22 protein-coding genes are annotated in these 24,424 nt (G+C 69.2%); 14 read left to right on the top strand and 8 right to left on the bottom strand.

The window, feature by feature from the left end:
• Positions 1–31: 31 nt before the first annotated feature.
• The gene (locus ACZ5Y9_RS15915) at positions 32–496 is read right to left on the bottom strand and encodes an Lrp/AsnC family transcriptional regulator (protein WP_247624519.1); all 465 of its coding nucleotides are present in this window, start codon (positions 494–496) and stop codon (positions 32–34) included.
• Positions 497–595: 99 nt separating this feature from the next.
• Between ACZ5Y9_RS15915 and ACZ5Y9_RS15910 the strand changes: the two genes are divergently transcribed.
• The 4 genes from ACZ5Y9_RS15910 (at position 596) to ACZ5Y9_RS15895 (ending at position 5,697) form a co-directional block, all read left to right on the top strand.
• Positions 596–2,029: a gamma-aminobutyraldehyde dehydrogenase gene (locus tag ACZ5Y9_RS15910; protein ID WP_464471808.1), complete on the top strand. Its 1,434-nt coding sequence runs from the start codon at positions 596–598 to the stop codon at positions 2,027–2,029.
• Positions 2,030–2,247: 218 nt separating this feature from the next.
• Positions 2,248–3,396 (top strand): ROK family transcriptional regulator, encoded by a 1,149-nt coding sequence (locus ACZ5Y9_RS15905; protein WP_464471807.1) that lies wholly within the window; start codon positions 2,248–2,250, stop codon positions 3,394–3,396.
• Between the two features lie 25 nt (positions 3,397–3,421).
• A complete protein-coding gene (locus ACZ5Y9_RS15900) occupies positions 3,422–4,348 on the top strand; it encodes a polysaccharide deacetylase family protein (protein WP_464471806.1) in 927 nt (308 codons plus the stop codon).
• Entirely contained in the window at positions 4,345–5,697 is a 1,353-nt protein-coding gene (locus ACZ5Y9_RS15895; RefSeq protein ID WP_464471805.1) for an MFS transporter, read from the top strand. The genes ACZ5Y9_RS15900 and ACZ5Y9_RS15895 overlap by 4 nt, the downstream gene beginning before the upstream one ends.
• 218 nt (positions 5,698–5,915) lie before the next feature.
• On the opposite strand, the gene galE is transcribed toward ACZ5Y9_RS15895, so the two are convergent.
• The 3 genes from galE to galT form a co-directional block, all read right to left on the bottom strand.
• Complete coding sequence (gene galE / locus ACZ5Y9_RS15890) at positions 5,916–6,893, bottom strand: UDP-glucose 4-epimerase GalE (RefSeq protein ID WP_247624524.1); 978 nt, start codon at positions 6,891–6,893, stop codon at positions 5,916–5,918.
• Between the two features lie 100 nt (positions 6,894–6,993).
• Entirely contained in the window at positions 6,994–8,208 is a 1,215-nt protein-coding gene (gene galK, locus ACZ5Y9_RS15885) for a galactokinase (RefSeq protein WP_464471804.1), read from the bottom strand.
• Positions 8,205–9,398 carry a galactose-1-phosphate uridylyltransferase gene (galT, locus tag ACZ5Y9_RS15880; RefSeq protein ID WP_464472752.1) on the bottom strand — a complete coding sequence of 398 codons (1,194 nt, stop codon included), beginning with the start codon at positions 9,396–9,398 and terminating at the stop codon, positions 8,205–8,207. Before galT ends, galK begins: the two co-directional genes overlap by 4 nt.
• A gap of 117 nt (positions 9,399–9,515) precedes the next feature.
• On the opposite strand from galT, the gene ACZ5Y9_RS15875 reads away from it, so the two are divergent.
• Positions 9,516–10,493: a LacI family DNA-binding transcriptional regulator gene (locus tag ACZ5Y9_RS15875; RefSeq protein ID WP_464472751.1), complete on the top strand. Its 978-nt coding sequence runs from the start codon at positions 9,516–9,518 to the stop codon at positions 10,491–10,493.
• A gap of 37 nt (positions 10,494–10,530) precedes the next feature.
• On the opposite strand, the gene ACZ5Y9_RS15870 is transcribed toward ACZ5Y9_RS15875, so the two are convergent.
• The gene (locus ACZ5Y9_RS15870; protein WP_464471803.1) at positions 10,531–14,856 is read right to left on the bottom strand and encodes an FtsK/SpoIIIE domain-containing protein; all 4,326 of its coding nucleotides are present in this window, start codon (positions 14,854–14,856) and stop codon (positions 10,531–10,533) included.
• Here ACZ5Y9_RS15870 and ACZ5Y9_RS15865 point away from each other — a divergent pair.
• The 8 genes from ACZ5Y9_RS15865 to ACZ5Y9_RS15830 all read left to right on the top strand — a co-directional run bounded on the left by ACZ5Y9_RS15865 (position 14,737) and on the right by ACZ5Y9_RS15830 (position 20,099).
• A complete protein-coding gene (locus tag ACZ5Y9_RS15865) occupies positions 14,737–15,024 on the top strand; it encodes a hypothetical protein (protein ID WP_464472767.1) in 288 nt (95 codons plus the stop codon). The two genes, ACZ5Y9_RS15870 and ACZ5Y9_RS15865, sit on opposite strands and share 120 nt — an antisense overlap.
• Positions 15,025–15,296: 272 nt before the next feature.
• On the top strand, positions 15,297–15,590 hold the full coding sequence (locus tag ACZ5Y9_RS15860) for a WXG100 family type VII secretion target (RefSeq protein ID WP_247624526.1): 294 nt from the start codon (positions 15,297–15,299) through the stop codon (positions 15,588–15,590).
• 96 nt (positions 15,591–15,686) lie between these two features.
• A complete protein-coding gene (locus tag ACZ5Y9_RS15855) occupies positions 15,687–15,956 on the top strand; it encodes a hypothetical protein (protein WP_464471802.1) in 270 nt (89 codons plus the stop codon).
• Positions 15,957–15,966: 10 nt separating this feature from the next.
• Complete coding sequence (locus ACZ5Y9_RS15850; protein ID WP_247624528.1) at positions 15,967–17,940, top strand: hypothetical protein; 1,974 nt, start codon at positions 15,967–15,969, stop codon at positions 17,938–17,940.
• Positions 17,937–18,464: a hypothetical protein gene (locus ACZ5Y9_RS15845; RefSeq protein ID WP_464471801.1), complete on the top strand. Its 528-nt coding sequence runs from the start codon at positions 17,937–17,939 to the stop codon at positions 18,462–18,464. The genes ACZ5Y9_RS15850 and ACZ5Y9_RS15845 overlap by 4 nt, the downstream gene beginning before the upstream one ends.
• Positions 18,465–18,508: 44 nt before the next feature.
• Complete coding sequence (locus ACZ5Y9_RS15840) at positions 18,509–19,003, top strand: hypothetical protein (protein WP_464471800.1); 495 nt, start codon at positions 18,509–18,511, stop codon at positions 19,001–19,003.
• A 98-nt stretch (positions 19,004–19,101) separates the two neighbouring features.
• Positions 19,102–19,548: a hypothetical protein gene (locus ACZ5Y9_RS15835; RefSeq protein WP_247624531.1), complete on the top strand. Its 447-nt coding sequence runs from the start codon at positions 19,102–19,104 to the stop codon at positions 19,546–19,548.
• Positions 19,545–20,099: a hypothetical protein gene (locus tag ACZ5Y9_RS15830; protein WP_464471799.1), complete on the top strand. Its 555-nt coding sequence runs from the start codon at positions 19,545–19,547 to the stop codon at positions 20,097–20,099. Before ACZ5Y9_RS15835 ends, ACZ5Y9_RS15830 begins: the two co-directional genes overlap by 4 nt.
• 203 nt (positions 20,100–20,302) lie before the next feature.
• Here the strand turns inward: ACZ5Y9_RS15830 and pgm are convergent, their stop codons facing one another.
• The gene (pgm, locus tag ACZ5Y9_RS15825) at positions 20,303–21,952 is read right to left on the bottom strand and encodes a phosphoglucomutase (alpha-D-glucose-1,6-bisphosphate-dependent) (protein ID WP_464471798.1); all 1,650 of its coding nucleotides are present in this window, start codon (positions 21,950–21,952) and stop codon (positions 20,303–20,305) included.
• Positions 21,953–22,020: 68 nt separating this feature from the next.
• Here pgm and pheA point away from each other — a divergent pair, with 68 nt between their 5' ends.
• Positions 22,021–22,971, top strand: a complete 951-nt coding sequence (gene pheA, locus ACZ5Y9_RS15820; protein ID WP_464471797.1) for a prephenate dehydratase — start codon at positions 22,021–22,023, stop codon at positions 22,969–22,971.
• Between the two features lie 64 nt (positions 22,972–23,035).
• On the opposite strand, the gene ACZ5Y9_RS15815 is transcribed toward pheA, so the two are convergent.
• On the bottom strand, positions 23,036–23,245 hold the full coding sequence (locus tag ACZ5Y9_RS15815; protein ID WP_247624535.1) for a methyltransferase: 210 nt from the start codon (positions 23,243–23,245) through the stop codon (positions 23,036–23,038).
• Positions 23,246–23,315: 70 nt separating this feature from the next.
• Positions 23,316–24,356 carry an LLM class flavin-dependent oxidoreductase gene (locus tag ACZ5Y9_RS15810; RefSeq protein WP_247624536.1) on the bottom strand — a complete coding sequence of 347 codons (1,041 nt, stop codon included), beginning with the start codon at positions 24,354–24,356 and terminating at the stop codon, positions 23,316–23,318.
• Between the last annotated feature and the right edge of the window lie 68 nt (positions 24,357–24,424).

Below are 24,424 nucleotides of genomic sequence, written 5' to 3'. Positions count from 1 at the left end.
AGTTGGTTCTCTCAGTGGATGAGGCGCGCGGTCAGCGCGTTCCCCAGTTGTAGAGGTCCTTATAGAGCCCGGCGTAGAGCAGGCTCTCGGTGTGCACGATGCCGGGGATGGTGCGGATGCGCGTCGCGATCAGTTCGAGCAGGTCGGCGTCGCTCTCGCACACGGCCTCGACGAGGATGTCGAAGCTGCCGAGGGTGACGACGACGTAGGCGAGTTCGGTGATCTCGGTGAGCTGCTCGGCGACCGCACGCGGGTCGCCGGTGACGCGGATGCCGATCATCGACATCCGGTGGAATCCGAGCTGCAGGGGGTCGGTGACCGCGACGATCTGGATCGTTCCGGCATCGGTCATGCGCTGCACGCGCTGGCGGGTGGCGGCCTCGCTGAGACCCACCTCCCGCCCGATCTCGGCGTAGGGGCGCCGGCCGTCCTCCTGGAGCAGCTCGATGATCCGCTTCGAGATGTCGTCCAGCACCGGCTGTGTCTTCGTGCCCATGCGTCGATATTGACAGGCGGATGCCGGTGGTGCAACCGATTCAGTCGTCGGTGGCTTCCGGGCCTTCCGATTCCGAAAGTGCCGCGCTACTGTGGCCGCATGCGCACTGAGAGCTTGCAGAACTTCATCGGCGGTCGGTTCGTCCCCGTGTCCGGCGCAGGCGACCTTCCGCTCATCGACCCCGCCACCGAGGAGGAGTACGGCCGCCTCCCGGTGTCGGATGCCGGTGACGTCGATGCCGCCTACGCCGCGGCATCCGCTGCCTTCCCGCTGTGGCGCGACACTACGCCCGCCGACCGGCAGCTCGCCCTCTTCCGCATCGCCGACGACATGGCCGCGCGTGCCGAGGAGTTCGCCGATCTCGAGTCGCGCGACACCGGCAAGCCGCGCGCGAGCCTCGTCGAGGACGAGATCATGCAGTCGGTCGATCAGCTGCGGTTCTTCGCCGGTGCCGCGCGGTCGCTCGAGGGGCGAGCGGCGGGGGAGTACCTCGCCGGGCACACGTCGTTCGTGCGCCGCGAGCCGATCGGCGTGATCGGGCAGGTCACGCCCTGGAACTACCCCCTGAACATGGCCGTGTGGAAGATCGCCCCGGCGCTCGCCGCGGGCAACACCGTCGTGCTCAAGCCCGCCGAGACGACCCCGCTGTCGACGCTGCTGCTCGCCGAGATCGTGGCGTTGCACACCCCGGCCGGAACGTTGAACGTCGTGCTGGGCGACCGCGAGACCGGCGTCGCGCTGGTGGAGCATCCGACACCGCAGATGGTCGCGATCACCGGATCGGTGCGCGCGGGCATGGCGGTGGCGCGGTCGGCGGCGAACGACGTCAAGCGCGTGCACCTCGAGCTCGGCGGCAAGGCCCCGGCGATCGTCTTCGCGGATGCCTCGGTGTCGAAGGCGGTCGAGGGGATCGTGACCGGTGCGTTCTTCAACGCCGGGCAGGACTGCACCGCGGCGACGCGCGTGCTCGTGCACGAGTCCCTGCACGACGAGCTCGTGGCGGCGCTGGTCGCGCGGGCGGAGTCGGATGCCCGCACCGGCGGCCCACGCGAGGACGGTGTGCTCTATGGCCCGCTCAACAGTGCCGCACAGCTGGAGCAGGTGTCGGGATTCGTATCGAGGTTGCCCGCGCACGCGCGGGTGGAGACCGGGGGCGTGCGGCAGGGAGATCGCGGCTACTTCTGGCCCGCGACGATCGTGTCGGGGGTGCGGCAGGACGACGAGATCGTGCAGGGCGAGGTCTTCGGGCCGGTGCTCACGGTGCAGTCGTTCTCCACCGACGAGGAGGCGCTGGAGCTGGCGAACGACGTCCCGTACGCGCTCGCCGCGTCGGTCTGGACGACCGATCACGCCCGGGCGATGCGGTTCTCGCGCGACCTCGACTTCGGGTGCGTGTGGATCAACACGCACATCCCCTTCGTCTCCGATATGCCGCACGGCGGGTTCAAGCACTCCGGCTACGGCAAGGACCTCTCGCAGTACGGCTTCGACGACTACACCCGCATCAAGCACGTGATGAGCGCGTTGGACTGAGCGCGCCCCGTCGAGACACCATCTCCGGCACGAGGCATCCCGCCTCGCGTGGTGGTTCGCGCTCGAAATGATGTCTCGGTGCTCGGCGCGCGCCGCACACCCGAATGCGACACGAAGTGTCGACCTGCGGTCTCCGGTATGCCATGCTCGATGAAGCCGATGGGGGATCGGCCACTCTCACCAATCGAACGTCTCACAGAAAGACCGACCGGAGCGCGATGAGCAGGCCCCTCGCCGGACCGCAGACACTGTTGCGCTCGATCAACGGGCGCGCGATCCTCGAGACGCTCGCCAGCGAAGGTCCGCAGACGCGCACCGATCTGATGGAGGCCACCGGGCTGTCGCGCACCGCCGTGACGCAGGTGCTGCGCATGCTCGAGAGCGCCGGCGCCGTCGCGCCCGACGGTGTCGACCGCAGCTCGCGCGGGCCGGCCGCCGGCAAGGTCGGACTGCACCCGCACCTCGGATTCGCCGCCGCCGTGCACGTCGACCACCGCGCGGCGCACGTCGTGCTCGTCGATGCGACCGGTGCGGTGCGTGCCGAGGCGCACGGCGACTTCCCGCGGAAGGACGACAACGAGACCCGGGTCGCGCACATCGCCGCGCTCATCGACCGCTGCAATGCGACCGTCGCCGGCCCCCTGCACCTCGCGCTGATCGGCGTGCCCGGTATCGTGACCGCCGACGGCAGCATCCGCAACGACCAGGGGCCCGACGGCGGCGCGTTCCGCTCTGCTCTCACCGACCGGCTCGGCTGCCCCGTGCGCATCGAGAACGACGTGAATCTCGCCGCCCTCGCCGAACTCACCGCCGGTGCAGGCGCCGAGCTGTCGAGCTTCTCGCTGCTGCTGCTCGACGAGGGTCTCGGCGCCGGAATCGTGATCGACGGCGCCCTGCACCGCGGGTTCTCCGGAGTGGCGGGCGAAGTGATGTACCTGCCGCAAACGCCCCTGCCCGTCGGTGCCCCCGTCGTGAACGACCAGGTCGTCGCCGACCTCGCGCTCGTCAACGGCCGCGACCAGAACGCGCCCCTCGAAGAGCACCTCGATGCCGCGGCGGCCGGCGACGAGGCGGCGATGCAGATGGCGCTCGAGCTCGGCAAACGCCTCGCGCTCGTCGCCGGCAGCATCGGTCTCGTCCTCGATCCCGAAGCGTTCATCCTCAGTGGGCAGGCCGCGCACCCCGTGCTCGTCGACATCATCCATCAGGTCGCCGAGCAGTACTCCGCCCGCCTTCCGCTGCGGTTCGTCGTCTCCAGCGTCGGCCCGGAGGCGCCGCTCGTCGGCGCGGTCGGCGAAGCGGCATCCGCCCTGCGTGCCACGCTCTTCGCCCGCGTTCTCACCACACCCGAAAAGCCCGGCCGGTGACCGGCACTTCTGACAGGACCCGACGATGACCGCACCCTCCGACCTGATCGAACGGCTGGGGCACGCCCCCGGAACCCGCGCCATCATCCTCAACGCCGATGACTTCGGCATGTGCCATGCGGCCAACGTCGCGATCGCCGAGCTGCTGGATGCCGGCCACGTCGACTCCGCCACGATCATGGTGCCGTGCTCGTGGTCGCCCGAGGCCTTCGCGTTCGCAGCATCCCGCACCGACCTCGACGTCGGCGTGCATCTGGTGCTCACCAGCGAGTGGACCCGCTACCGCTGGCGCCCGCTCACGGCCGCTGCCTCACTCATCGACGGCGACGGATTCTTCCCCGTCGACGTCGTCGCGGTCGAGACCCGCGCGGCGTACGACGAGGTCGCCGCCGAGATCGCCGCGCAGCTGCGCACCGCGCTCGACGCCGGCGTCGACGTCACGCACCTCGACAACCACATGGGCTCGGTATACGGCCTCGCGACCGGTCGCGACTTCCTCGAGCAGGTGTTCGCGCTGGCCGCCGCGAACGGCCTCCCGTTCCGCCTTCCGCGCCGCATGGACGGCGCAGAATCGGATGCCGAGCTGCGCGACAAGCTCGCGCGCGCCGCCGCCGCGGCCGACTCGCTCGGTGTCGAGATCATCGACCGGCTGTGGTCGCACCCCTTCGAACTCGTCGGCGAGGGCACTGCGGCGGAGGAGACCTACGAGCAGGTGCGCGACGGCTTCGTGACGCTGCTGCGCGCGGTGCCCGCGGGAGTGACCGAGATCTACCTGCATCCGATGGTCGACGATGAGGAGCTGCGGGCCGCCGTGGACTTCGCCTCGCCGAAGCGCGAGTTCGAGCGGAAACTGCTCGCCGACCCCGTCGTGCTCCGGGTGATCGAAGACGAAGGGCTCGTGCGCATCGGCTGGCGGGCGCTGCGCGATCTGCAGAGGGGCACCGCACGATGACCACCTTCACCGAGCGTCTGCGCGACCGACGGCTCGACGCCGCCCCCACCCGGGCGCAGTCGATCGCGTTCGGGGCCTCCGGGTTCCCGACCCAGTTGATGGCGCAGACCTTCTCGGCGTTCATCGTCTACTTCTACGTCTCGCACCTCGCGGTGCCGGCGGGGTGGGTGGCCGCGGCGATGATCGCCCACGGCATCCTGAACGCGGTGCTCAACCCGTTCGTCGGGGCGATCTCCGACCGCCTGCGCACCCCGTGGGGGCGCCGCATCCCGTGGATCGGCCTCGGGATCGTCCCGCTGGTCGTGGCGTTCGCGCTGGTGTGGATGCCGCCGGAGCTGCCCACCGCGGGCCTCATCGCCTGGTTCCTCGTGGTTGTGGCCGTGTACGACATCGCCTACGTGGTGGTCGTGCTCAACATCTCGGCCCTGTTCCCCGAGATCTTCCGCACCACCGACGAGCGTGCGCGGGGCAACGTCCCCCGGCAGATCTTCGCGATCCTCGGCATGATCCTCGGCACCGCCGGAGCACCGCTGCTCTACGCCTCGCCGATCGGCTGGCACGGCATGGCGATCGTGCTCGGCACGGTCTGCCTCGCGTTCCTCGTCTGGTCGTTCACGGGCGGGATGGTCGAGCGGCGCGTGCCCGAGGCATCCGTCGCGGCGCCGCTGCCGTTCGGCATGCAGATGCGGTACACGTTCGCGAACCGGGCCTTCGTGCCTTATGTGATCGGCTCGCTGTTCATCCAGACGGCGATCGCCGTGATCCTCGCCGCACTCCCCTTCTACGTGCGCTACTCGCTGGGAGCCCCCGAGGGGGAGGGCAGCATCCTGCTGGGCGCGATCTTCGTGACTGCCATCCCGGCGATCGTGCTGTGGAGCGCGGTCGTCCGTCGCACCAGCCCGCGCACCGCCCTGCTGTGGAGCGTGGCCGTCTTCGGCCTCTCGGTGCTCGGGTTCCTCGCCCCGACGAGCATCCTCGCCGCAGCCCTCGTGGGCGTCGCGGTCGGCATCGGCGTCGGTGGTCTGCTGCAGCTTCTCGAGGTCGTGCTGGCGCAGATCATCGACGAGGATGCCGTGCGCACCGGGCACCGTCGGGAGGGCGCCTACTTCGGGGTCAACGGTTTCATCGTGCGCGGCTCCGTGGTGCTGCAGGCGATCGTCGCCGCGTGGGTGCTCACGGCATCCGGGTTCGATGCCGCGCTCGGCGACGCGCAGCCCGACGCGGTGGACGGCGGCATCCGTCTGATGCTCGCCGTCATCCCCGTCGGCTTCGTCGCCCTCGCCTGGATCTGCTTCTTCCTCTACCCCATCCGCACCCGCGACCTGGCCGCCGCTAACCCGGCAAGCTGAGAGCGCTCGTACCCGCCCCTACTGCCATGCAACTGGCGGGCGCAGGGATGCCGCCGGCGCGAGCCAGCTACTCCCCCAGAAAGATGGACGCGAGCCGACGCATGCCACTGGCGGGCGCAGGGATGCCGCCGGCGCGAGCATCGGGAGGGGACCCGCTTGCGGGGAGGGCGCCCGTTCTGCGAGTGACGGCGGCATCCCGGAGCTCGCCCCACAAGAAACTAAGAAGAAGAAACCCGAGCCTCCCAGCCCGTACGCACCATCTCGTCGACCGAATACCGCATCCGCCAGTCGAGGTCGCGGGCGGCGAGGGTGCCGTCGGCGACGATGCGGTCGGGGTCGCCGGGGCGGCGCGGGCCGATCTCGGGGGCGAACTCGACGCCGGTGACGCGCACCATCGCATCCATGATCTGCTTCACACTGAGGCCGTCGCCCGAGCCGAGGTTGTAGGCGGGCTCGATCGGCTCACCGGCGGCGAGACGCTGCGCGGCGGCGACGTGCGCGGCGGCGATGTCGCCCACGTGCACGTAGTCGCGCACGTTGGTGCCGTCTTCGGTGTCGTAGTCGTCGCCGTTGATGCGCGGGGTGCGCCCCTCGAGCAGCGCCTCGAACACGATCGGGAAAAGGTTGTGCGGGCTGACGTCGTAGACCGTCGGGTCGGCCGATCCGACGACGTTGAAGTAGCGCAGCGAGGTGTGCCGCAGCGGGGTCGCCGACTCGGCGGTGGCGACCGCCTGGTCGCGCAGCAGCCATTCGCCGATGAGCTTCGATTCGCCGTAGGGGCTCGCGGGCTTCTTGGCCGTGTCCTCGACGACGAGGGCGACGTCGGGGGTGCCGTAGACGGCGGCCGACGACGAGAAGACGATGTTCGCGACGCCCGCGGCCTCCATCGCCTCGAGGATCACGCGGGTGCCCTCGACGTTCTGCGCGTAGGTGTGCAGCGGGCGCTGCACCGAGACGCCGGCGTACTTGTAGCCGGCGACGTGGATGACGCCCTGGGCGTCGTGGTCGCGGAGCGCCTTCTCGACGAGGTCGCGGTCGAGGATGCTGCCCTGCACGAAGGGCACGCCCTCCGGAACGAACGAGGCGACACCGCTCGACAGGTCGTCGAGGACGACCGGGGTGAGCCCGGCATCCGCGAGGGCGCGGACGACGTGCGAGCCGATGTAGCCGGCGCCGCCGGTGACGATCCAGGACATTGCGTTCCTCTCCGGCCGCGCACGACCGCGCGACTCCGGGTTCGATTCTCTCAGGCGGATGCTGTGGACTCCGGCGCCGCCGTCACCGATACAGCGCCGGTCACGCGTCGCGGTGCGCGCCCGCCGACGGCACGACCGTGAACAGGTGCGGGGCGGTGAAGCCCGCGTCGGCGAAGGCCGCGGTCACGGCATCCGACACGGCCTCGACGGCATCCTGTTCGATCAGCGCGATCGCCGCGCCGCCGAATCCGCCGCCCGTCATGCGCGCGCCGAGCGCGCCGGCGGCCAGCGCGGCCTCGACGGCCGTGTCGAGCTCGGCCACCGAGATCTCGAAGTCGTCGCGCATCGAGGCGTGCGAGGCGACCAGTAGGTCGCCGATCGCGCGGGCGCCCTGCTCGCGCAGCACCCGCACCGTGTCGAGCACGCGCTGGTTCTCGGTGACGATGTGCCGCACACGGCGGAAGGTCACGTCGTCCATGAGCTCTTCGGCGCGGGGGAGGTCGGAGGTCGACACGTCGCGGAGGCTGGGCACACCCATGATCTCGGCGCCGAGCTCGCACGAGGCGCGGCGCTCTCCGTAGCCGCCCGTGGAGTGGGCGTGCTTGACGCGCGTGTCCATGACGAGGATCGCGAGACCCGCCTCGGCGACGCCGACCGTGACGAGCTGCGCTTCGAGAGAGCGGCAGTCGAGGAAGATCGCGGCATCGGTCTCGCCGAGCATCGATGCCATCTGGTCCATGATGCCGGTGGGAGCGCCGACCGCCTCGTTCTCGGCGCGGCGGCCCACGCGGGCGAGCGCGGTGCGGTCGAGTCCGGTGTGCCAGAGGTCGTTCAGCGCGGTCGCGGTCGCGCCCTCGATGGCCGCCGACGACGACAGCCCCGCACCCACGGGCACGTCGGAGGCGATCGCGATGTCGACCCCGCGGAACGCGCCCTCGGGAGCCGCGAGACGCAGCGCCCACGCGACGCCGAGCGGGTACGCGGCCCACTCCGGAACGGCCGGCGCCTCCTCACTGGGTCCCTGAGCCCGTCGAAGGGTCGGGAACAGCCCGTCGAGCTCGTCGATCCCGACCTCGACCGTCTCGTCGGAGAACGTCGAGACGACGCGGATGCGGGCGTCGTCGCGCAGTCCGACGGCGGCGACCGTGCGGTGCGGGATCGCGAACGGCAGCACGAAGCCCTCGTTGTAGTCGGTGTGCTCGCCGATGAGGTTGACGCGACCCGGTGCCGACCAGATGCCGTCGGGGGTGCGGTCGGTCAGCTCGACGAACAGTGCGCGCGCGGCATCCTGAGCGGTGGTCTCCGTGACGGTCATGCGGGGGTCTCCTCGGAGGTCGGGGCGGATGCCGCGGCTGCGGCCTCGGCGGATGCGATGGCGCCGCGAATGCGGGCCGCCCCCTGCTCGGGGGTGACCTCGGCGGCCCAGGCCCACATCGCGGCTTCGGAGCCGGCGAGGAACTTGAGCTTGTCGGCGGCGCGGCGGGGGCTCGTGAGCTGCAGGTGCAGGCGCACGGTGTCGCGGCCGACGTTCACGGGTGCCTGGTGCCAGGCGGCGATGTACGGGGTGGGGGTGTCGTAGAGCGCGTCGACACCGCGCAGCAGACGCAGGTAGAGCGGGGCGAGTTCGTCGCGCTCGGCCTCGGTCGTGGCGGCGAGGTCGGGCACGTGGCGGTGCGGCATCAGGTGCACCTCGAGGGGCCAGCGGGCGGCGAAGGGCACGAAGGCGGTCCAGTGCTCGCCGCGGAAGACGACCCGCTCGGATGCCTGCTCGAACTCCAGGATGCGGGCGAAGAGGTCCGGCGCTGTGCGGTCGATCGAGTCGAGCAGCTTGGCCGTGCGCGGGGTGACGTACGGGTACGCGTAGATCTGCCCGTGCGGGTGCGGCAGCGTGACGCCGATCGCTTCCCCGCGGTTCTCGAACGGGAAGATCTGCTGGATGCCGGGCAGCTGCGAGAGCGCGGCGGTGCGGTCGGCCCACGCCTCGATCACGGTGCGGGCGCGGGTGACCGACTGGGTGCCGAACGATCCCGAGTGCTCGGGGCTGAAGCACACGACCTCGCAGCGGCCGACCGAGGTGCGGGTGCGGCCGAGCCCGAGCGCGTCGAGGTCGTCGAGGCCGCGGGGGGCGTCGCTCGCCGCGGGGGCGGTGCCGACCGCCTCGGCGAGGGCGGGGCCGAACGCGGGGGAGCGGTTTTCGAACACCGCGACGTCGTAGCGCGAGGGCACCTCCGACGGGTTGGTCGGGGTCTGCGGGGCGAGCGGGTCGGCGTCGGCGCTCGGCATCATGACGCGGTTCTGCCGGTTGGCCGCCACGGTGATCCAGTCGCCGGTGAGCACGTCCTGCCGCATGGTCGCGGTGGCGGGCCGCGGATCGAGCGTGCGGGCGTCGACGGCGCGCTCGGCGCCGAGCGTCGTATCGGGGTCGTCGTAGTAGATGATGTCGCGGCCGTCGGCGAGCAGCGTCGCGCGCTTGACGATGCCGGCGCTCAGAGTCGAGGTGCGCATCTCCGCAGATTCAGGCGTGTTCACGTAAACATGGTAGATCCGCGGCCGTGATTACGTCAACATGGAGGAGTGAACGACCCCACCTCTTCTCCGCGACCGATGTCGGGCCGCGTCTCGATGGCGATGGTCGCCGCTCGCGCCGGGGTGTCGGGGCAGACCGTCTCGCGCGTCGTCAACGACAGCCCGCGCGTCGATCCCGCCACCCGCGCCCGGGTCGAGCGGGCCATGTCCGACCTCGGCTACCGCCCGCACCGCGCCGCCCGTGCGCTGCGCACCGGGCGCTCGCAGACCATCGGCCTGGTCGTGACGACGCTCGCCACGGTCGGCAACTCGCGGATGCTGCAGGCCGCCGCCGAAGCCGCAGCCGAACGCGGCTACGCCCTCACGGTCGTCACGGCCGCCGCGGGATCCGCCGGGGTCGACGCGGCCTTCGATCGACTGGCCGAGCAGGAGGTCGACGGCGCGATCGTGCTCAACGAGGCCTCCGCGCTCGTGCCTGCCGCCGCGCGCCCCACGGGGCTGCGTCTCGTGGTGGTCGATGCGATCGCCGATCACGGCCTTCGCGCCGTGCACAGCGATCACGCCGGCGGAGCCGCCGCCGCCACCCGGCACCTCCTCGATCTCGGCCACGAGACGGTGCACCACCTCGCCGGACCCGCCGACTCCTTCGCCGCCGCCGAGCGCGAACGCGGCTGGCGCGAGACGCTCGTCGCCCACGGCATCCGTCCCCCCGCCGTCGTGCGCGGCGACTGGTCGTCGGACTCCGGGCATGCCGCCGCAGGGTCGTTGGCCGCGGCATCCGCCGTCTTCTGCGCCAACGACCAGATGGCGCTCGGACTCGTGCGCGGTCTGGAGGACGCGGGCAGCCGGGTGCCGACCGATGTCGGGGTCGTCGGGTTCGACGACGTGCCGGATGCCGCGAACTACCGCCCGCCGCTCACCACGATCCGGCAGGACTTCGCGGCCCTCGCCGACCGCGCGGTCGCCGCGCTGGTCGCCGAGATCGAGGGGGGAACGGATGCCGAGGCCGAGGCGCCTGCGACGTCGGTCGTCCCGACGTCGCTGGTCGTGCGTTCGAGCACCACGGCCCGCTGACCCCGGGCCCGCTGACCCCGGGCCCTCAGCCCCCCCGCTACGGCTGGGCGACATGGACGCCCGTCACCGCGCCGCCCCGCACCAGGAAGCCCCGACCGGGCGGGAAGTCCGCGCGCCGGGCGCGGGGGAAGTTCGCGGTGTAGACGCTGGGCATGTCGTTGGCATCGGGCTGGAGCGCGAGTCCCCATCGCGCGCCGCGGAGGGGGCTCGCGAGTTCCCAGACCGAGGTGAGCGTGGCGTTCTCGCCCTCGACGATCACGGTGAGGTCGCTGCGGCGCAGCAGTTTGAGCAGCGTCGCCAGGGCGGACTCGTCACCGCTGCCGTCGAAACCGCCGACGTCCTCGATGACCACGATGCCCTGATGCCCGGCACGAGGGAACGCGAGCTGCGCTCGGGCCGGTTCGGGCTCGTCGGCGGCAGCGCCGGTGCTGCCGATCAGCGGGATCGCCGAGAGCAGCGACGCCGTTGACGACCGCGGCGTCCCGCCGAGCGCCTCGATGAGCGCCGTGATGAGATCCGGGCGATCCTGCGCGGAGTCGCCGCGATGGCTCCACGCGACGTCGTGGGCCAGCGTCGACGCACGCGGTGAGAGCAGGGCGAGATCGAGCGAGATGCCGTGCTTCGCGGCGTGCGCGTGCCGGGCGGCCAGGATGCTGCGCACCGCAGTGGTGCGCCCTGATCCCGCCGGTCCCGTGACCAGCATCATGCCGGTGAGGGGCACGTCGACGGCGGTGAGGCGAGTGGTCTCGACGGCGAACGCCTGGGGGTTTGCGGCGCGGGGCAGCTCGTGTCGCGCGAGCGAGGTCGGGACTTCCGGGATGCCGGGTGCGTTCTCGATCCCGCGGGAGCGCAGTGTCTGCGCGATGTGTACGAGTGCGGTGTCGAGGGCCTCGTCGTCGGGTGCGGATGCGGGCATGGCGAACTGCACTTCCCGCTCGGACGAGAGATGCATGGCCCGTCCTGCCGGGGCGGTGCGCAGCATGTCGGCCGATGCGCCGACCATGCCGTAGTCGTGGTCGGCGAGCATGCGCAGCACGAACGTCTCGCCGATGCTCGCCGCGATGGCGCTCGGCAGCGACATCGCGCGCTCGCTGGCGAGGACCACGTGCACGCCGACGTGCCGCCCCGCGCGGAGGATGTCGACGAGTGCGGTGAACATGCCGGTGTCGGGTCCGTGGTGCTCGTACAGATCGCGGAAGGCCCCGAATCCGTCGAGCAGGAGGATGACGGGCGAGGCCGGAGACCGATCGTTCTCGCGCTCGTCGATGAGGTCGCGGATCATTCCGAGCAGGCGCACGGCGCGATCGGTGTCGTCGGCCGGCACGATGTCGCCGGTGGCGGGCAGCCCGATGAGCGTGGCCAGTCGTCCGCTCGCGGCATCGATGCCGTAGATCCGCGTCCTCTCGTCGCGCAGGATCGCTGCGATCGCGAAGGTGATGAGTGCCGTGGTCTTCCCGGCGCCGGGCGCACCGAAGATCGCGACATTGCCGGCTGCCTTGAGGTCGACGATCTGATCGGTCTGACGCTGCTGCGTGGGGTCATCGACGCGACCGACCGATATGAGCAGATCGGAGTCGGTGGCGCTGCCCGCGGCTTCGCCGGGCAGGGCGATGAATGCGGGCAGCTGATCGACCCAGGGTTTGCGAGGGCGTTCGAGTCGCAGGGTGTCGGCGGCGACTTGGATGTTGCGCACCAGGCGCTCGATGTCACGAGCGGATGCCGCGGCCCCCGTGTCTCCGCCGGCGCGTTCCGGGGCGATGGCCCACGGTCGGGCGTGCCCGAACCTCAGGTCGCTCAGGTCGATGGCATCACGGCGCTGGCCGTCGGAGCGTCCGCCCAGGTAGGCGGTCTGGAAGTGCACGACCCGGCCGGCACCGATCTTGACCACGGCCCGCCCCGGCGTCTCCGGGGCGAAGTGCGCGGCATCCGCGATTCCGATGACGTCGTTGCTGTCGCTCGCATCGGCCATGCGCAGCGCGACGCGGAGGTTGGTGTTGGCGCGCAGGTTGTCGCCGATGACACCGGCGGGGCGCTGCGTCGCCATGATGAGATGCAGCCCGAGCGAGCGCCCGCGCTGGGCGATGTCGATGACGCCGTCGACGAACTCCGGGATCTCCTTCGCCAGGGCGGCGAACTCGTCGATGACGATGAGCAGGAGGGGCGGGGCGGCGACCTCGGAGCGCCGCTCGAGACCGGAGAGGTCCTTCGCTCCGTGCTCGTTGAGGAGCTCCTCCCGGTAACGCAGCTCGGCCCGCAGTGAGGTGAGCGCGCGGCGCACCAGGTGCTGGTCGAGGTCGGTGACGAGGCCGACGGTATGGGGCAGGGCCACGCAGTCGGCGAAGGCCGCCCCGCCCTTGTAGTCGACGAGCAGGAAGGTGACGCGGTCGGGGGAATACGCCGCGGCGAGCGACAGGATCCACGTCTGCAGGAACTCCGACTTGCCCGCGCCTGTCGTGCCGCCGACGAGGGCGTGAGGGCCGTGGGTGCGCAGGTCGATCTCGACAGTTCCGGCGTCGCTCTGGCCGATGCGGGCGGGAAGGGTGCCGGGGTCGCGCTCGGCGCCCGGCGTCCAACGGCTCGTGAGCGAGTCGGTGCTCTCCCAGCCGGCGATGACCTCGCGGGGGTCGTCGAGCAGGTTGCGCCGATCGATGTCGGCGAGCTTCACGCTCCGGGGCAGGTCGCTCTCGTCGAGGACTCGAGCGCCGGCGTCGACGACGGGAGTGAGACTGCGGGCGAAAGCCTCGGCCTCGGGCACGTCCACACGTTCGACGGTGTCGAGCGTCACGACGGTTCCCGAGCGTACGAAATGCGCGGTCGTCGGCGTCGTGGTCGCGTCGACGGTCGTGCGGCAGGCGGCCGGGACATCGGCCATCGAGCGTGCCGCCCAGATCACGTGCACGCCGACGTCGGGTCCGTCCTCGGCGAGGCCCACGAGGCGGGTGAGGTCCTGCTCCGCGTCGTCGTCGCCGGCGACGACGAGCACGATGATCGTGGGCAGCAGGGGTTGCTTCTGCACGGCGGCGAGTCGGGAGTCGGTGTCGGATGCCTGGGACTGGTCCCGCGATCGGATCGTGCGTGACGAGGCGGATGCCGTGCGGGTCGCGATGATCCCCTCGAGCTCCGTCAGCAGGAGCGCCCGGTCGCGCGCGGTCGCCGTGAGGTGCGGGGTGCGGATCGGGCTGTAGACCGAATCGGCGTGCGGCACCCATTTGAGCCAGTCCCAGTCGGCTTCCGTGTGCCTGCCCGTCGCGGCATCCGTGCCTGCGTGGGTCTGGGCGCTTGCCTGGGCGTTCGTCTCGGCGTCGGGCAGGAAGGCCGTGAAGACCACGTCCGCGGGGGAGTGCAGCCCGAAGAGCTGCACGAGCACCGAGCGCGTGATCGAATCGGCCCAGACGCCCTCTCCGGCGATGCCGAGCGACCCGCTCAGGTCGAGGCGTTCGAGAACCGGAACGTCGGCGATCGATGACAGCGCGGTGTGGGCGTCTTCGACCTGGGTCCAGTCCTCGGTCGAGGAGGATCCGCGGGAGGGGAGGTCGAGCACGGTGCGGCTGGGCAGCTCGCCGCTGCCGAGGCGGATTTCCAGGTACGAGCGGTGCTCCGACCGTCGCGTCCAGAGCACCGGAGTGCGGTCGCGAGCCGCGGTGAGCAAGTCGGCGAGCGGCACGCTCTCCTGCTGGCGAGCGGGACGCTCGATCTCGTGGCGTCGCGTCACCTCGTCGCGCACGGTCGCCAGCGTCTCGGTGAACTCGCGACGCTGCTTCTTCAGTCGGCGGCGCTGTCCGACGCGGCCGTCGAGCCAACTGCCGATCATGATGAGCGGCGACAGCGCGACGAAGGCGATGCTGAGGGCCGACTGGGTGACGGCGAAGAGAGCCGCACCCATGGCGAGAGGCGCCACCATCGCGACGAGCGGGAAGCGCGAGGGCTCGGCCGGGGTGGGCGGCGAGGGTAGTTCGAGCGGCGTCGGCGCATGTACGGGATCGACCCGGGGAGACCGCTGATGGCGCACGGTCGCGCGGGCCCGGGGCGCGCCCGGTCCGCCGGTGGCGACGGGATGGATGCGCAGGTGCACGTCGCCCAGGCGCAGCACGGTGGGGTGCGAGAGCTGGGTCGGGGCCGTCAGGCGCTGCAGTTCGCCGGATGCCGTGACGAGGTCGGTGCCGTTGGCGGAACCGAGGTCTCGCACGCTGCGGATCGATCCGAACGCGGTCATCTCGAGGTGGTGCCGGGAGACGCTGCGATCATGCAATTCGACGCGATTCGTGCGCTCGCGGCCGATACCGTTCTCACCCTGAATGATGGTATATCGCGCACCGGATTGCGCCCCGTCGAGAACGTCGATATATCCCGCTGGCTCGACCATTCGCTCCGCATTTCCGGCATCCTGCTCGCGAATTACCTCGATAACCGCTCCGGCCTGCACGCCCGATATGCCAATCGGATCGGCGGGGTCGAGAACGACGGCCCTCCCGCCGCGACGGTGAACGAGGATCGTCAGCGACGCCGTCCGGTCGAGGGCATGCGGGAGTAGTCGTCCGTCGCCCGCTCCGGCGCGGATGATGGTGCGGGCGAGGTCGGCGACCGTCGCGGTGACGTCGGCCGTCACGACGATGTCGCGCGCGCGATTCTGACCGTCGTTCCCGGTTTCGAACAGCGTGAATTTGAGCCTCACAGACCCCCCTGTCGGCCGCGTCCCGAATTGGTATATCGCCAGAAGTGGCGATTTTGCGAACGCGTTCGGCTAATGTAACCGATCGGGGACGCGAGAAATCATCTCGTGCCGAGAAATCGGAGGATGTTGTCATGGCGAATGTGAAGCTCAGCTACGACGAGATGGACGCGGCGGCGAAGGATCTCGACGCCGGCCGCGAAGAGATCACGCAGAAGCTGCAGGGCATGCAGACGAAGATCCAGGGGCTCGTGGCCTCGGGCTTCGTGACCGACCAGGCGTCGGGAAAGTTCAACGATGCCTACACGCGCTACACGCAGAGCGCGAACACCGTGATCGCCCAGCTGACCGAGATCTCGGCGTTCATCAGCGGCACGGCGAACGCGGGTCGCGAGTTCGACTCCCAGATCGCCTCGAAGATCAACTGATCGCGATCGAGCACCGTCGATGACGAGGCGTGTCTCTCGGGTGTGCCCAGTGGTGCACCTCTGAGGCACGCCTCGCTCGAGTTGGGGGGATGAGCGATGAAGGTCGATTACGGATCGCTGGAGGCTGCGGCCTCTGCTTTGTCGACGGCTGCCTCGGTAGTGACGTCGGAGAAGGCGGTTCCGGGTGAACTCGGTTCGGGCGCATCCGGCCCGGATGGTGCGCATACCGGTGCGCATTCGGAGCGGAAGTCCGTGGCGCAGGCCATGAGTGAGGCGATGATCGGACAGGGCAAGGCGTGCACCGAGCTGGTGTCGCTGTTCAAGCTGCTGGACGCGCAGATCGCTTCCCAGGTGCCGGGCGCATAGGAGGGGTGAGATGACGGCAGGAGATGTGGCGCTCGCGGGTGACTCCGCGACCGTGCGGGACGTCGGGGCCGATCTGCGAGGGCGGACTTTCGGCGCGGATGTCGGAGCGAAACTGATCGAGGCGTCGTCCGGACTGGGCCTCCAGTCGGGCAACGCGGTGTCGATCGACCGACTCGTGGCGGTGATCCAGGCGGCGCTGGCGCCGGCGGGTCTGGTGCAGGCCGCGGACCTTTCGTGGGGTGACGCAGCGGAAAGCCTCGGCGTGCAGATGGAGGAGATCGCGACGCGAACGCGGAACGAGAGGATCACGCTGGCCGACGCCAAGGCGACGGTCGTCATGAAGCAGGAAGCACTCGACTCGTACGATGCGTCGAGTGGTGAGGCCGACGACTACATGCGTTCCAGCCGGGGGCTCCAGCGTGCCGTCGACCATGCGGAGGATACGGTCGCGGCATCCGAGCAGCGGCTGGTCGGGTTGGATGAGGAACGACGAGGGATCGACGCGACAGCGAGTTCGAGCATCGGCACCGTTCGCTCCGAGTACGTGTCGACCCGAAAGGCGATCCCGTCGGTGCCGCACGTGTCGGCCGGGGTGTCTGTATCGGTCAGGATGCCGGACGGCAGTGTGCAGTCGGTGTCGGCCGTGGATCTCGCGAAGCTGAAGGACCCGGCGGCGATCCGCGCCGTCTGGGACGCGATGACGCCGGAACAACGGGAGAAGTTGATCACGGACTTCCCGATGCTGATCGGCAACCTCGAGGGGATTCCACTGCGCGATCGCAATACGGCGAACGTGATCACCGCGAAGGCTCATCGTGCCGAGCTCGAGAAGAACATCAAGATGCTGAAGCTTCTCGAGAAGCTGGGCACGCGCGTCGACGTGATCGACTTCGTCGCAGACCGTCAGGCGGGTGATCTCCCAGGAATCATCGCCGACATGGAGGGCGAGGCGAAGAGCATCGACGCGATGCTCGGCGACCGGAACGAGAATTACACGACGAAGAAGGGCGACGACGGCCAAGACGACCAGGTCGAAGGTCAACCCTTCGGCGTGTATCTGGTGTTTGACGAGAACGGTCGGAGGATCTCTCAGAACGGCACCGTTCTGGTCGGGTTCAATCCTCTCCGAGACAGTTACATCACCTTCCAAGGGATACTCGACCCGGTAACAGGCGACGTGCCTGCCTGGATGGATCAGGTGGGCGTGGTCATTCCGGGCACGACGTCCCGACTGGCGGGCTTCACAACAGACCTCGACAAGGGGAAGAACCTCATGTTCAACTCCGGAGCGCGGTCAGGCTATTTCACGTGGCACGGTGCGCCGATGCCGCAGTACGATTCGAGTCACCTCAACGAGGCGGCGCAGCAGGGATTCGCCGACGTCGCTGCGGCCCGGCTGGCAACCTTTGTCAATAGCCTCGGTATCGAACGCGGAACGGATGTGGTGCCGATCGGGCATAGCTACGGCGCTGCAGTGTTGGGAGGCGCCGAATACCTGGGGCTGAAAGCGGATCGCGTGGTGTACGTCGCTCCGGCGGGACTTGGGCATCACGTCGACGGGATCGAAGACTTTCCAGAGACGAAGGACGTCCCGCATTTCGCTCTTCAATCGAGAAACGATGCGATCGTGGGCTGGAATCAAGGCTTCGTACTTGGCAATATCGGTCATGGCCTGACCAATCCATTGACCGCAGACGGAGTCGTTCGGCTGGAGACGGGGTACGTCATTGCAGGCGACCCGAGTAGCGGAACGATTGAGAGCACCGGAGGTGGCGAAAGTCATACCTCCGTCTTTGACCCTCTGAGTACATCAATGAGGAATATCACCCGGGCAGTGAAGGGGGAGTCGGTGTCGCTCTATCACCCAGATGACGTCGAGTTCCGAGGCGGCTTCGCGCCGGTGATGGTCGATGTTCCCGGTTCCGGTGCAGCAAAACCTGAGGAGCTTGTCTCATCCCGCACCTTGGAGGAGGTTGACGGATGACTATTCAGAGAATGCGCAGTGTCGCACTCGCCGCTTTGGGCCTGTGCGCGCTGTTGTTGACCGGGTGCATCGGGATGAGTGCGGAGGAGAAGGTAGCGGTGCAGGAAGTGCAGTTGCAGGATTTCACTGACCAAGCGAATGGATGGGGTGGTGAGATCCTCGCACAGATCCCGGAAGCCGAACTCGAACCCGGCGCTGAGTACGTCAACTACGGTGGCGTACGCCAGGTAAGCGACTACAACGCCGAGTGGCCGAAGTACTACTACTGGGCGACGATCGTCGAACTACGAGCAGACGGACCCCGCACCCCCACGAACATGGCGAATGATCTGGAACCCTGGCTGGAAGAGCAGGGCTGGAAGCGAAACGCCGCCAGCGAATTCCCGCCCGGCGAGGAGAGCTTCACGCGCGATTATCACCGTGAGGGCTACCGTCTCGCTATCGAAGTGTTCACGGAGCCCCCTCCCCGGGTGCAGTCTCTGCGCCTCTCGATCGTTACGCCGTACACCGACCCCGATCGATGAGCATGGGGTTGACCGTTTCGAGTACTCGGACTGCAGCCACAGCCGTGAGTATCGTCCTGGTTGCCTCTGCACTGTCGGGGTGTGCCGGGATGAGTGCGGAGGAGAAGGTTGCGGTGCAGGAAGCGCAGTTGAAGGATTTTGTCGCGCAGGGTGATGTTTGGGGTGGTGAGATCGTCGCGCAGATTCCGGTGGCGGAGATCGAGCCGGCGGCGGAGTCGTACAACATCGGTGGCGTGCGCAAGGTGAGCGATTACGACGACTGGCCGAAGTACTACTACTGGGACCAGATCGTCGAGTTGAATGCTGAGGGTGCACGTGCGCCGTCTGAGGTGGCTGATGATCTCGAGCCGTGGCTGGAGCGTCAGGGGTGGGAGCGGAACGAGGAGTCTGAGTTCCCTCCGGGCGAGCAGAGTTTCGAGCGTGATTATTACCGGGATGGATACCACCTTGTCGTCGAGGTGTATACCGTCCCGCCGCCTCATGCGCAGAAGCTCGCGTTCATGATCGTGACGCCGCAGACCGATCCGGATCGTCCGTGACGGCATCCGTCCCGTGCCCACGTCTTTGCGCGGGGCGTGCCCGTTCACTTGCGGCGGGCGTACTCGTCTCGCTGGTGGTGTTGACGGGGTGTGCTGGGATGAGCGCGGAAGAGAAGGTTGCGGTGCAGGAAGCGCAACTGAAAGCACTGATCGCGCAGGCGGATGATTGGGGCGGGGAGATCGTCGCTCAGATCCCTGTGTCGGAGGTGGAGGAGATCTACCCGAACATGGGGGGCTCCCGAGGAGCGGGCGATGATTACGAGCAGTGGCCGCGCTATTACTACTGGTTCCAGGGCGTTGACCTCTTGCCGGACGGACCGCGATCGCCAACGGCCGTCGCTGATGACCTCGAACCGTGGCTGCAGCGACAGGGCTGGCAGCGTAATGAAGAAGCTGAGTTTCCTGCAGGTCAAGAGAGTTTCGAGCGCGACTACTTCCGCGATGGATACCACCTCATCGTGGAGGTCTACACCGAAGAGCCGCCCATGGCGCAGGCGATCAACTTCAAGATCGTGACGCCGCAGACCGATCCGGATAGTCCGTGACGGCATCCGTTCGTTACCCGTGTCTCCTCTCTGGGCGTGCTCGTCTACTTGCGGCGGGCATACTCGTCTCGCTGGTGGTGTTGACGGGGTGCGGTGGGATGAGTGCGGAGGAACAGGTAGTGGTTCAGGAACAACAACTGGACGAGTTCATCTCTCAGGCGGACCGATGGGGCGAGGAGATCCTTGAGCAGATCCCGGCGTCAGAGCTCGATCCCGAGTCGGAAGCGAGCCCCGGTGGTGGTGTTCGAGCGGCGAACGACGACTACGAGGAGTGGCCGAAGTACTACTACTGGAATCGGTACGTCGAGCTGAAGTCGGAGGGTGTCCGAACGCCTACCGAGATCGCGGACGACCTCGAGCCGTGGCTGGCAGAGCAGGGCTGGCAACGAGACAAAGAGAGTGAGTTCCCGGCCAGTGAAGAGAGCTTTGAGCGGGACTACTTCCGGGGTGGGTACCACCTCGTCGTGGAGGTATTCACGGAGCCGCCTCCTCGTGTTCAGTCCCTACGGTTCATGATCGTGACGCCGCGAACGGATCCAGACCGCACTTGAATCGTGTCCTAGGTGAACCATGTACATCTCTAGCCTGCGAGAGTTCGCAATGAGGTCGAACGCTACTTTGGAAACAACGCGAAGTACCTCGCCACCACCTCGAGTGAGGGTGATCCATCACGTGGGTACATGGGATTTCGCTCACCTTGTCGCCTCCCGGGCCACGAAGGCGACAAAGTGAGCGATTCGAAACCGATCGAAACCTACGCCCCCAGCGCCGCCGACACCACCGCGCGCGCCTCCGCCTGCACCTCAGCGAGGTGCTCGGGGCCGCGCAGGCTCTCGGCGTAGAGCTTGTAGACGTCTTCGGTGCCCGAGGGGCGCGCGGCGAACCACGCGTGCTCGGTCTGCACCTTGAGGCCGCCGATCGCCGCGCCGTTGCCGGGGGCGTGCGAGAGCTTGGCGGTGATCTCCTCGCCGGCCAGCGTGGTCGCCGACACCGACTCGGGCGCCAGCTTCGCGAGCGTCGCCTTCTGCTCGGGCGTCGCCGGAGCATCCACCCGCTGGTAGGCCGACGAACCGAACGCGGTCTCGAGCTCGGCATAGCGCTCCGACGGCGACTTGCCCGTCACGGCGATGATCTCGGCGGCCAGCAAGCACAGCAGGATGCCATCCTTGTCGGTCGACCACACCGAGCCGTCGAAGCGCAGGAACGACGCACCGGCCGACTCCTCGCCGCCGAACGCGACCGAGCCGTCGAGCAGACCGGGAACGAACCACTTGAACCCGACCGGGACCTCGAGCAGGCGACGGCCGAGCGACTCCGCGACGCGGTCGATGATCATCGACGACACGAGCGTCTTGCCGATCGCGGCATCCCTCGGCCACTCCGTGCGGTGCGAGAACAGGTAGTCGATCGCGACGGCGAGGTAGTGGTTCGGGTTCATGAGACCGGCATCCGGGGTGACGATGCCGTGGCGGTCGGCATCCGCGTCGTTACCGGTGAGCACGTCGAAGTCGCCCTTCTTGGCGACGAGCGAGGCCATGGCCGACGGCGACGACGGATCCATGCGGATCTTCTCGTCCCAGTCGAGCGTCATGAAGCGCCAGGTCGGGTCGACCTCGGGGTTCACGACGGTGAGGTCGAGGTCGAAGACCTCCTTGATGAGCGCCCAGTACTCCACGGATGCCCCGCCCAACGGGTCGGCCCCGATGCGCACACCCGCGCGGCGGATCGCCTCGACGTCGATGATCGACGCGAGGTCGCGCACGTAGGCGTCGCGGAAGTCGTAGCTGCCGATCGTGTCGGCGTCGAGGTCGGCGAAGCGCACGCGCTTCACGCCCTCGAGGTTCGCCTCGATGAGCTGGTTCGCGCGGTCGGCGATCCAGCCGGTGGCGTCGGTGTCGGCCGGGCCGCCGTGCGGCGGGTTGTACTTGAAGCCGCCGTCGCGGGGCGGGTTGTGCGAGGGGGTGACGACGATGCCGTCGGCGCGGCCGGTGTTGCCCTCGGATGCCGCGAGGGCGCGGTTGTACGTGAGGATCGCGTGGCTGAGCGCCGGGGTCGGCACCCACGAGTCGCGGGAGTCGACGCGCACGTCGACGCCGTTCGCGACGAGCACCTCGATCGCGCTGCGCTCGGCCGGCAGCGACAGCGCGTGCGTGTCGCGACCGAGGAAGAGCGGGCCCGTGATGCCCTGGCCCGCGCGGTAGTCGACGATCGCCTGCGTGGTGGCGAGGATGTGCACCTCGTTGAAGCTGCCGCCGAGCGACGACCCGCGATGGCCGCTGGTGCCGAACGCGACGCGCTCGGCGGCGACATCCGGGCGCGGGATGCGGTCGTAGTAGGCGGCGATCAACTCGTCGACATCGATGAGGTCACTTTCCTCCGCGGGGAGGCCGGCACGGCTCGTCATGAGTTCAGTCTGCACCGATCCGGCCCGAGAGGAAACTTCGCGTCGGAGCCTTGACGCGGAGGGCTAAGGTGAAACGCGTGACCGAACGCCGTACCTACAGCTATCTGGGACCCGCCGGAACGTTCACGGAGGCGGCGCTCGACCAGGTCGCCGAAGCCCGAGGCCAGCAGTGGCGTGCCGTGCACAACGTCGGCGAAGCTCTCGCCGACGTGCTCGAGGGCCGCAGCGACGCCGCGATGATCGCGATCGAGAACTCGATCGAGGGCGGCGTCTCCACCACGCAGGACGCCCTCGCGACCCTCCCCGGTCTGCGCATCATCGGCGAGTACCTCGTGAAGGTGAACTTCGTGCTCGTCGCCCCGCGCGGCACCAGGCTCGACGAGGTGTCGGTCATCGCCGCGCACCCCGTCGCCTACGCCCAGTGCCACGGATGGCTCGGCGCGAACATCCCCGCGCACTCGCACGTTCCGGCGTCCAGCAACGTCGCCTCGGCGATCGGCGTGCTCGACGGCAGCCTGCCCGCCCAGGCCGCGATCGCCGCCCCCGGCATCGTCAACCACTACGACGTCGACGTGCTCGCCTCCGGCATCGGCGACAACGCCAACGCCGTCACCCGCTTCGTGCTCGTCTCGCGCACGACCGCGCCGCCCGCGCCGACCGGTGCCGACAAGACCTCGCTCATCGTCGAGCTGCCCCACGACCACCCGGGATCGCTCCTCGAGATGCTCGAGCAGTTCTCGACCCGCGGCATCAACCTGTCGCTCATCGAGTCGCGCCCGATCGGCGACGAACTCGGCCGCTATCGTTTCGTCATCGACGCCGACGGCCACATCGAGCACGAACGCATGGCGGACGCGCTGCTCGGCATCCGACGGTTCAGCCCGCGCGTGGTGTTCCTCGGGTCGTACCCGCGGGCCGACCGTCAGATCGTTCACTACCCGGATCGCTACGCCGACGACGTGTTCGTCGAGGCGCGCGACTGGCTGCGCGGCATCGTCTCGGGTGAGCCCGAGGCCTGAGCCCCCTCCGGCGCGGATCGCGCCCACTCAGCCCCCTCGGCCCTCCGGCTCCGTCCGGCGCGGGTCAGTGCTCCCGGAAGTTCGGCCAGTCGCTGCCCGGCCGCATGCGCGCGTGGAGCGCGCTCTTGGCAACGGCGAGCGACGGGTAGGTTCCGGCCGAGGCATCCGCCCCCGCCATCGTCACCCGATAGCCCTCGTCGTCGTGACGGATGCTGCCGACGACGCCGTTCGGGCCGTAGGCCACCCAGAGGCCGAGTGTGGTGCTGGTGCTCATCATCGAACTCCTCTCCAGGGCTGAGGCTACGCCCGCCGGGCCCGGTGCGCCAGACCTCCGTCGCGCGCGTCTACAGCGCTGCGGCGACGAGCTCCAGGGTCTGGGCGCGGCCCGCGGCCGAGTCGGCGGGCTCGGACTCGTAGGCTCCGGCGACGGGGGAGAGCATGACCTCGTCGACGCCCCAGCGGCTCGCGAACTCGCGCACCTCGGCGGCGACGGACTCGCCCGTTCCGACGAACCAGCGCGAGCGGGCGGCCTGCACGACCTGATCGGTCGCGGCATCCGATTCGGCGGCCAGCGCCTCCTCCACCGTCTCGAGAGCGATGAGCGGCTTGTTCAGACGCAGCCGTGACATCATGCGCAGCTGCGGCAGGGCGCGCGCCTCGGCCTCCTCGACGGTGGGTGACGCGACGGCGTTGACCGTCAGGAAGGTGCGCGGCGTCGGGTGCTCCTCGCTCGGCTGGTAGTTCGTGCGATAGAGATCGAGCGCGCGCTCGAGGCCCTCGCCCGAGAAGTGGTTGGCGAACACGTACGGCAGGCCGTGGGATGCCGCGAGCTGAGCCGAGTAGTCGCTCGAGCCGAGCAGCCACACCTCGGGGGCGTCGGTCGCCGCGGGCGTCGCACGCACCGTGTACTCCCCGCCGGAGGTGAAGCGCACGGTCGCCCCCTCGTTCGAGACGAGCGCGGCGATGTCCTGCACGTGGCGGGGGAACTGCTCGACGTCGCTGGTGACGCCCGAGCCGCGCAGCAACTGCGTGATCACGGGGTCGCTGCCGGGTGCGCGCCCGAGGCCGAGGTCGATGCGCCCGGGGGCGATCGCGGCCAGGGCCGCGAACTGCTCGGCGACGATGAGCGGCGCGTGGTTCGGCAGCATGACGCCGCCGGAGCCGAGGCGGATGCTCGAGGTGCGGGTCGCGGCGGCGGCGATCAGCACCGGGGGAGTGGTGGATGCCACGGCCGGCATGTTGTGGTGCTCGGCGAACCAGTAACGGCGATAGCCGAGCCGGTCGGCGATCTCGGCGAGCGAGAGGGAGGCGCGGATGGCCTCGGCGCTGGTCTGACCGGTGCGCACGGGCACGAGGTCGAGGACGGAGAGTGCGACGTCATTCATCCCCTGCTGCAACCGGGGGGAGCGGCGGGGCATTCCCGGCGCCCCGGGCCCCGATCGCGCGGACGCGC

The organism is Microbacterium sp. T3-8, assembly GCF_055398145.1.
Note: the sequence above shows the minus strand (reverse complement) of the source record. Positions and strands in the feature narration are given on the sequence as shown.

What these genes read in the sequence shown, in the direction of transcription:
- ACZ5Y9_RS15915 (WP_247624519.1), bottom strand. Translation starts at nt 496, where the DNA reads ATGGGCACGAAGACACAGCCGGTGCTGGACGACATCTCGAAGCGGATC.
- ACZ5Y9_RS15910 (WP_464471808.1), top strand. Translation starts at nt 596, where the DNA reads ATGCGCACTGAGAGCTTGCAGAACTTCATCGGCGGTCGGTTCGTCCCC.
- ACZ5Y9_RS15905 (WP_464471807.1), top strand. Translation starts at nt 2,248, where the DNA reads ATGAGCAGGCCCCTCGCCGGACCGCAGACACTGTTGCGCTCGATCAAC.
- ACZ5Y9_RS15900 (WP_464471806.1), top strand. Translation starts at nt 3,422, where the DNA reads ATGACCGCACCCTCCGACCTGATCGAACGGCTGGGGCACGCCCCCGGA.
- ACZ5Y9_RS15895 (WP_464471805.1), top strand. Translation starts at nt 4,345, where the DNA reads ATGACCACCTTCACCGAGCGTCTGCGCGACCGACGGCTCGACGCCGCC.
- galE (WP_247624524.1), bottom strand. Translation starts at nt 6,893, where the DNA reads ATGTCCTGGATCGTCACCGGCGGCGCCGGCTACATCGGCTCGCACGTC.
- galK (WP_464471804.1), bottom strand. Translation starts at nt 8,208, where the DNA reads ATGACCGTCACGGAGACCACCGCTCAGGATGCCGCGCGCGCACTGTTC.
- galT (WP_464472752.1), bottom strand. Translation starts at nt 9,398, where the DNA reads ATGCGCACCTCGACTCTGAGCGCCGGCATCGTCAAGCGCGCGACGCTG.
- ACZ5Y9_RS15875 (WP_464472751.1), top strand. Translation starts at nt 9,516, where the DNA reads ATGGCGATGGTCGCCGCTCGCGCCGGGGTGTCGGGGCAGACCGTCTCG.
- ACZ5Y9_RS15865 (WP_464472767.1), top strand. Translation starts at nt 14,737, where the DNA reads ATGCAATTCGACGCGATTCGTGCGCTCGCGGCCGATACCGTTCTCACC.
- ACZ5Y9_RS15870 (WP_464471803.1), bottom strand. Translation starts at nt 14,856, where the DNA reads ATGGTCGAGCCAGCGGGATATATCGACGTTCTCGACGGGGCGCAATCC.
- ACZ5Y9_RS15860 (WP_247624526.1), top strand. Translation starts at nt 15,297, where the DNA reads ATGGCGAATGTGAAGCTCAGCTACGACGAGATGGACGCGGCGGCGAAG.
- ACZ5Y9_RS15855 (WP_464471802.1), top strand. Translation starts at nt 15,687, where the DNA reads ATGAAGGTCGATTACGGATCGCTGGAGGCTGCGGCCTCTGCTTTGTCG.
- ACZ5Y9_RS15850 (WP_247624528.1), top strand. Translation starts at nt 15,967, where the DNA reads ATGACGGCAGGAGATGTGGCGCTCGCGGGTGACTCCGCGACCGTGCGG.
- ACZ5Y9_RS15845 (WP_464471801.1), top strand. Translation starts at nt 17,937, where the DNA reads ATGACTATTCAGAGAATGCGCAGTGTCGCACTCGCCGCTTTGGGCCTG.
- ACZ5Y9_RS15835 (WP_247624531.1), top strand. Translation starts at nt 19,102, where the DNA reads ATGAGCGCGGAAGAGAAGGTTGCGGTGCAGGAAGCGCAACTGAAAGCA.
- pgm (WP_464471798.1), bottom strand. Translation starts at nt 21,952, where the DNA reads ATGACGAGCCGTGCCGGCCTCCCCGCGGAGGAAAGTGACCTCATCGAT.
- ACZ5Y9_RS15815 (WP_247624535.1), bottom strand. Translation starts at nt 23,245, where the DNA reads ATGAGCACCAGCACCACACTCGGCCTCTGGGTGGCCTACGGCCCGAAC.
- ACZ5Y9_RS15810 (WP_247624536.1), bottom strand. Translation starts at nt 24,356, where the DNA reads ATGAATGACGTCGCACTCTCCGTCCTCGACCTCGTGCCCGTGCGCACC.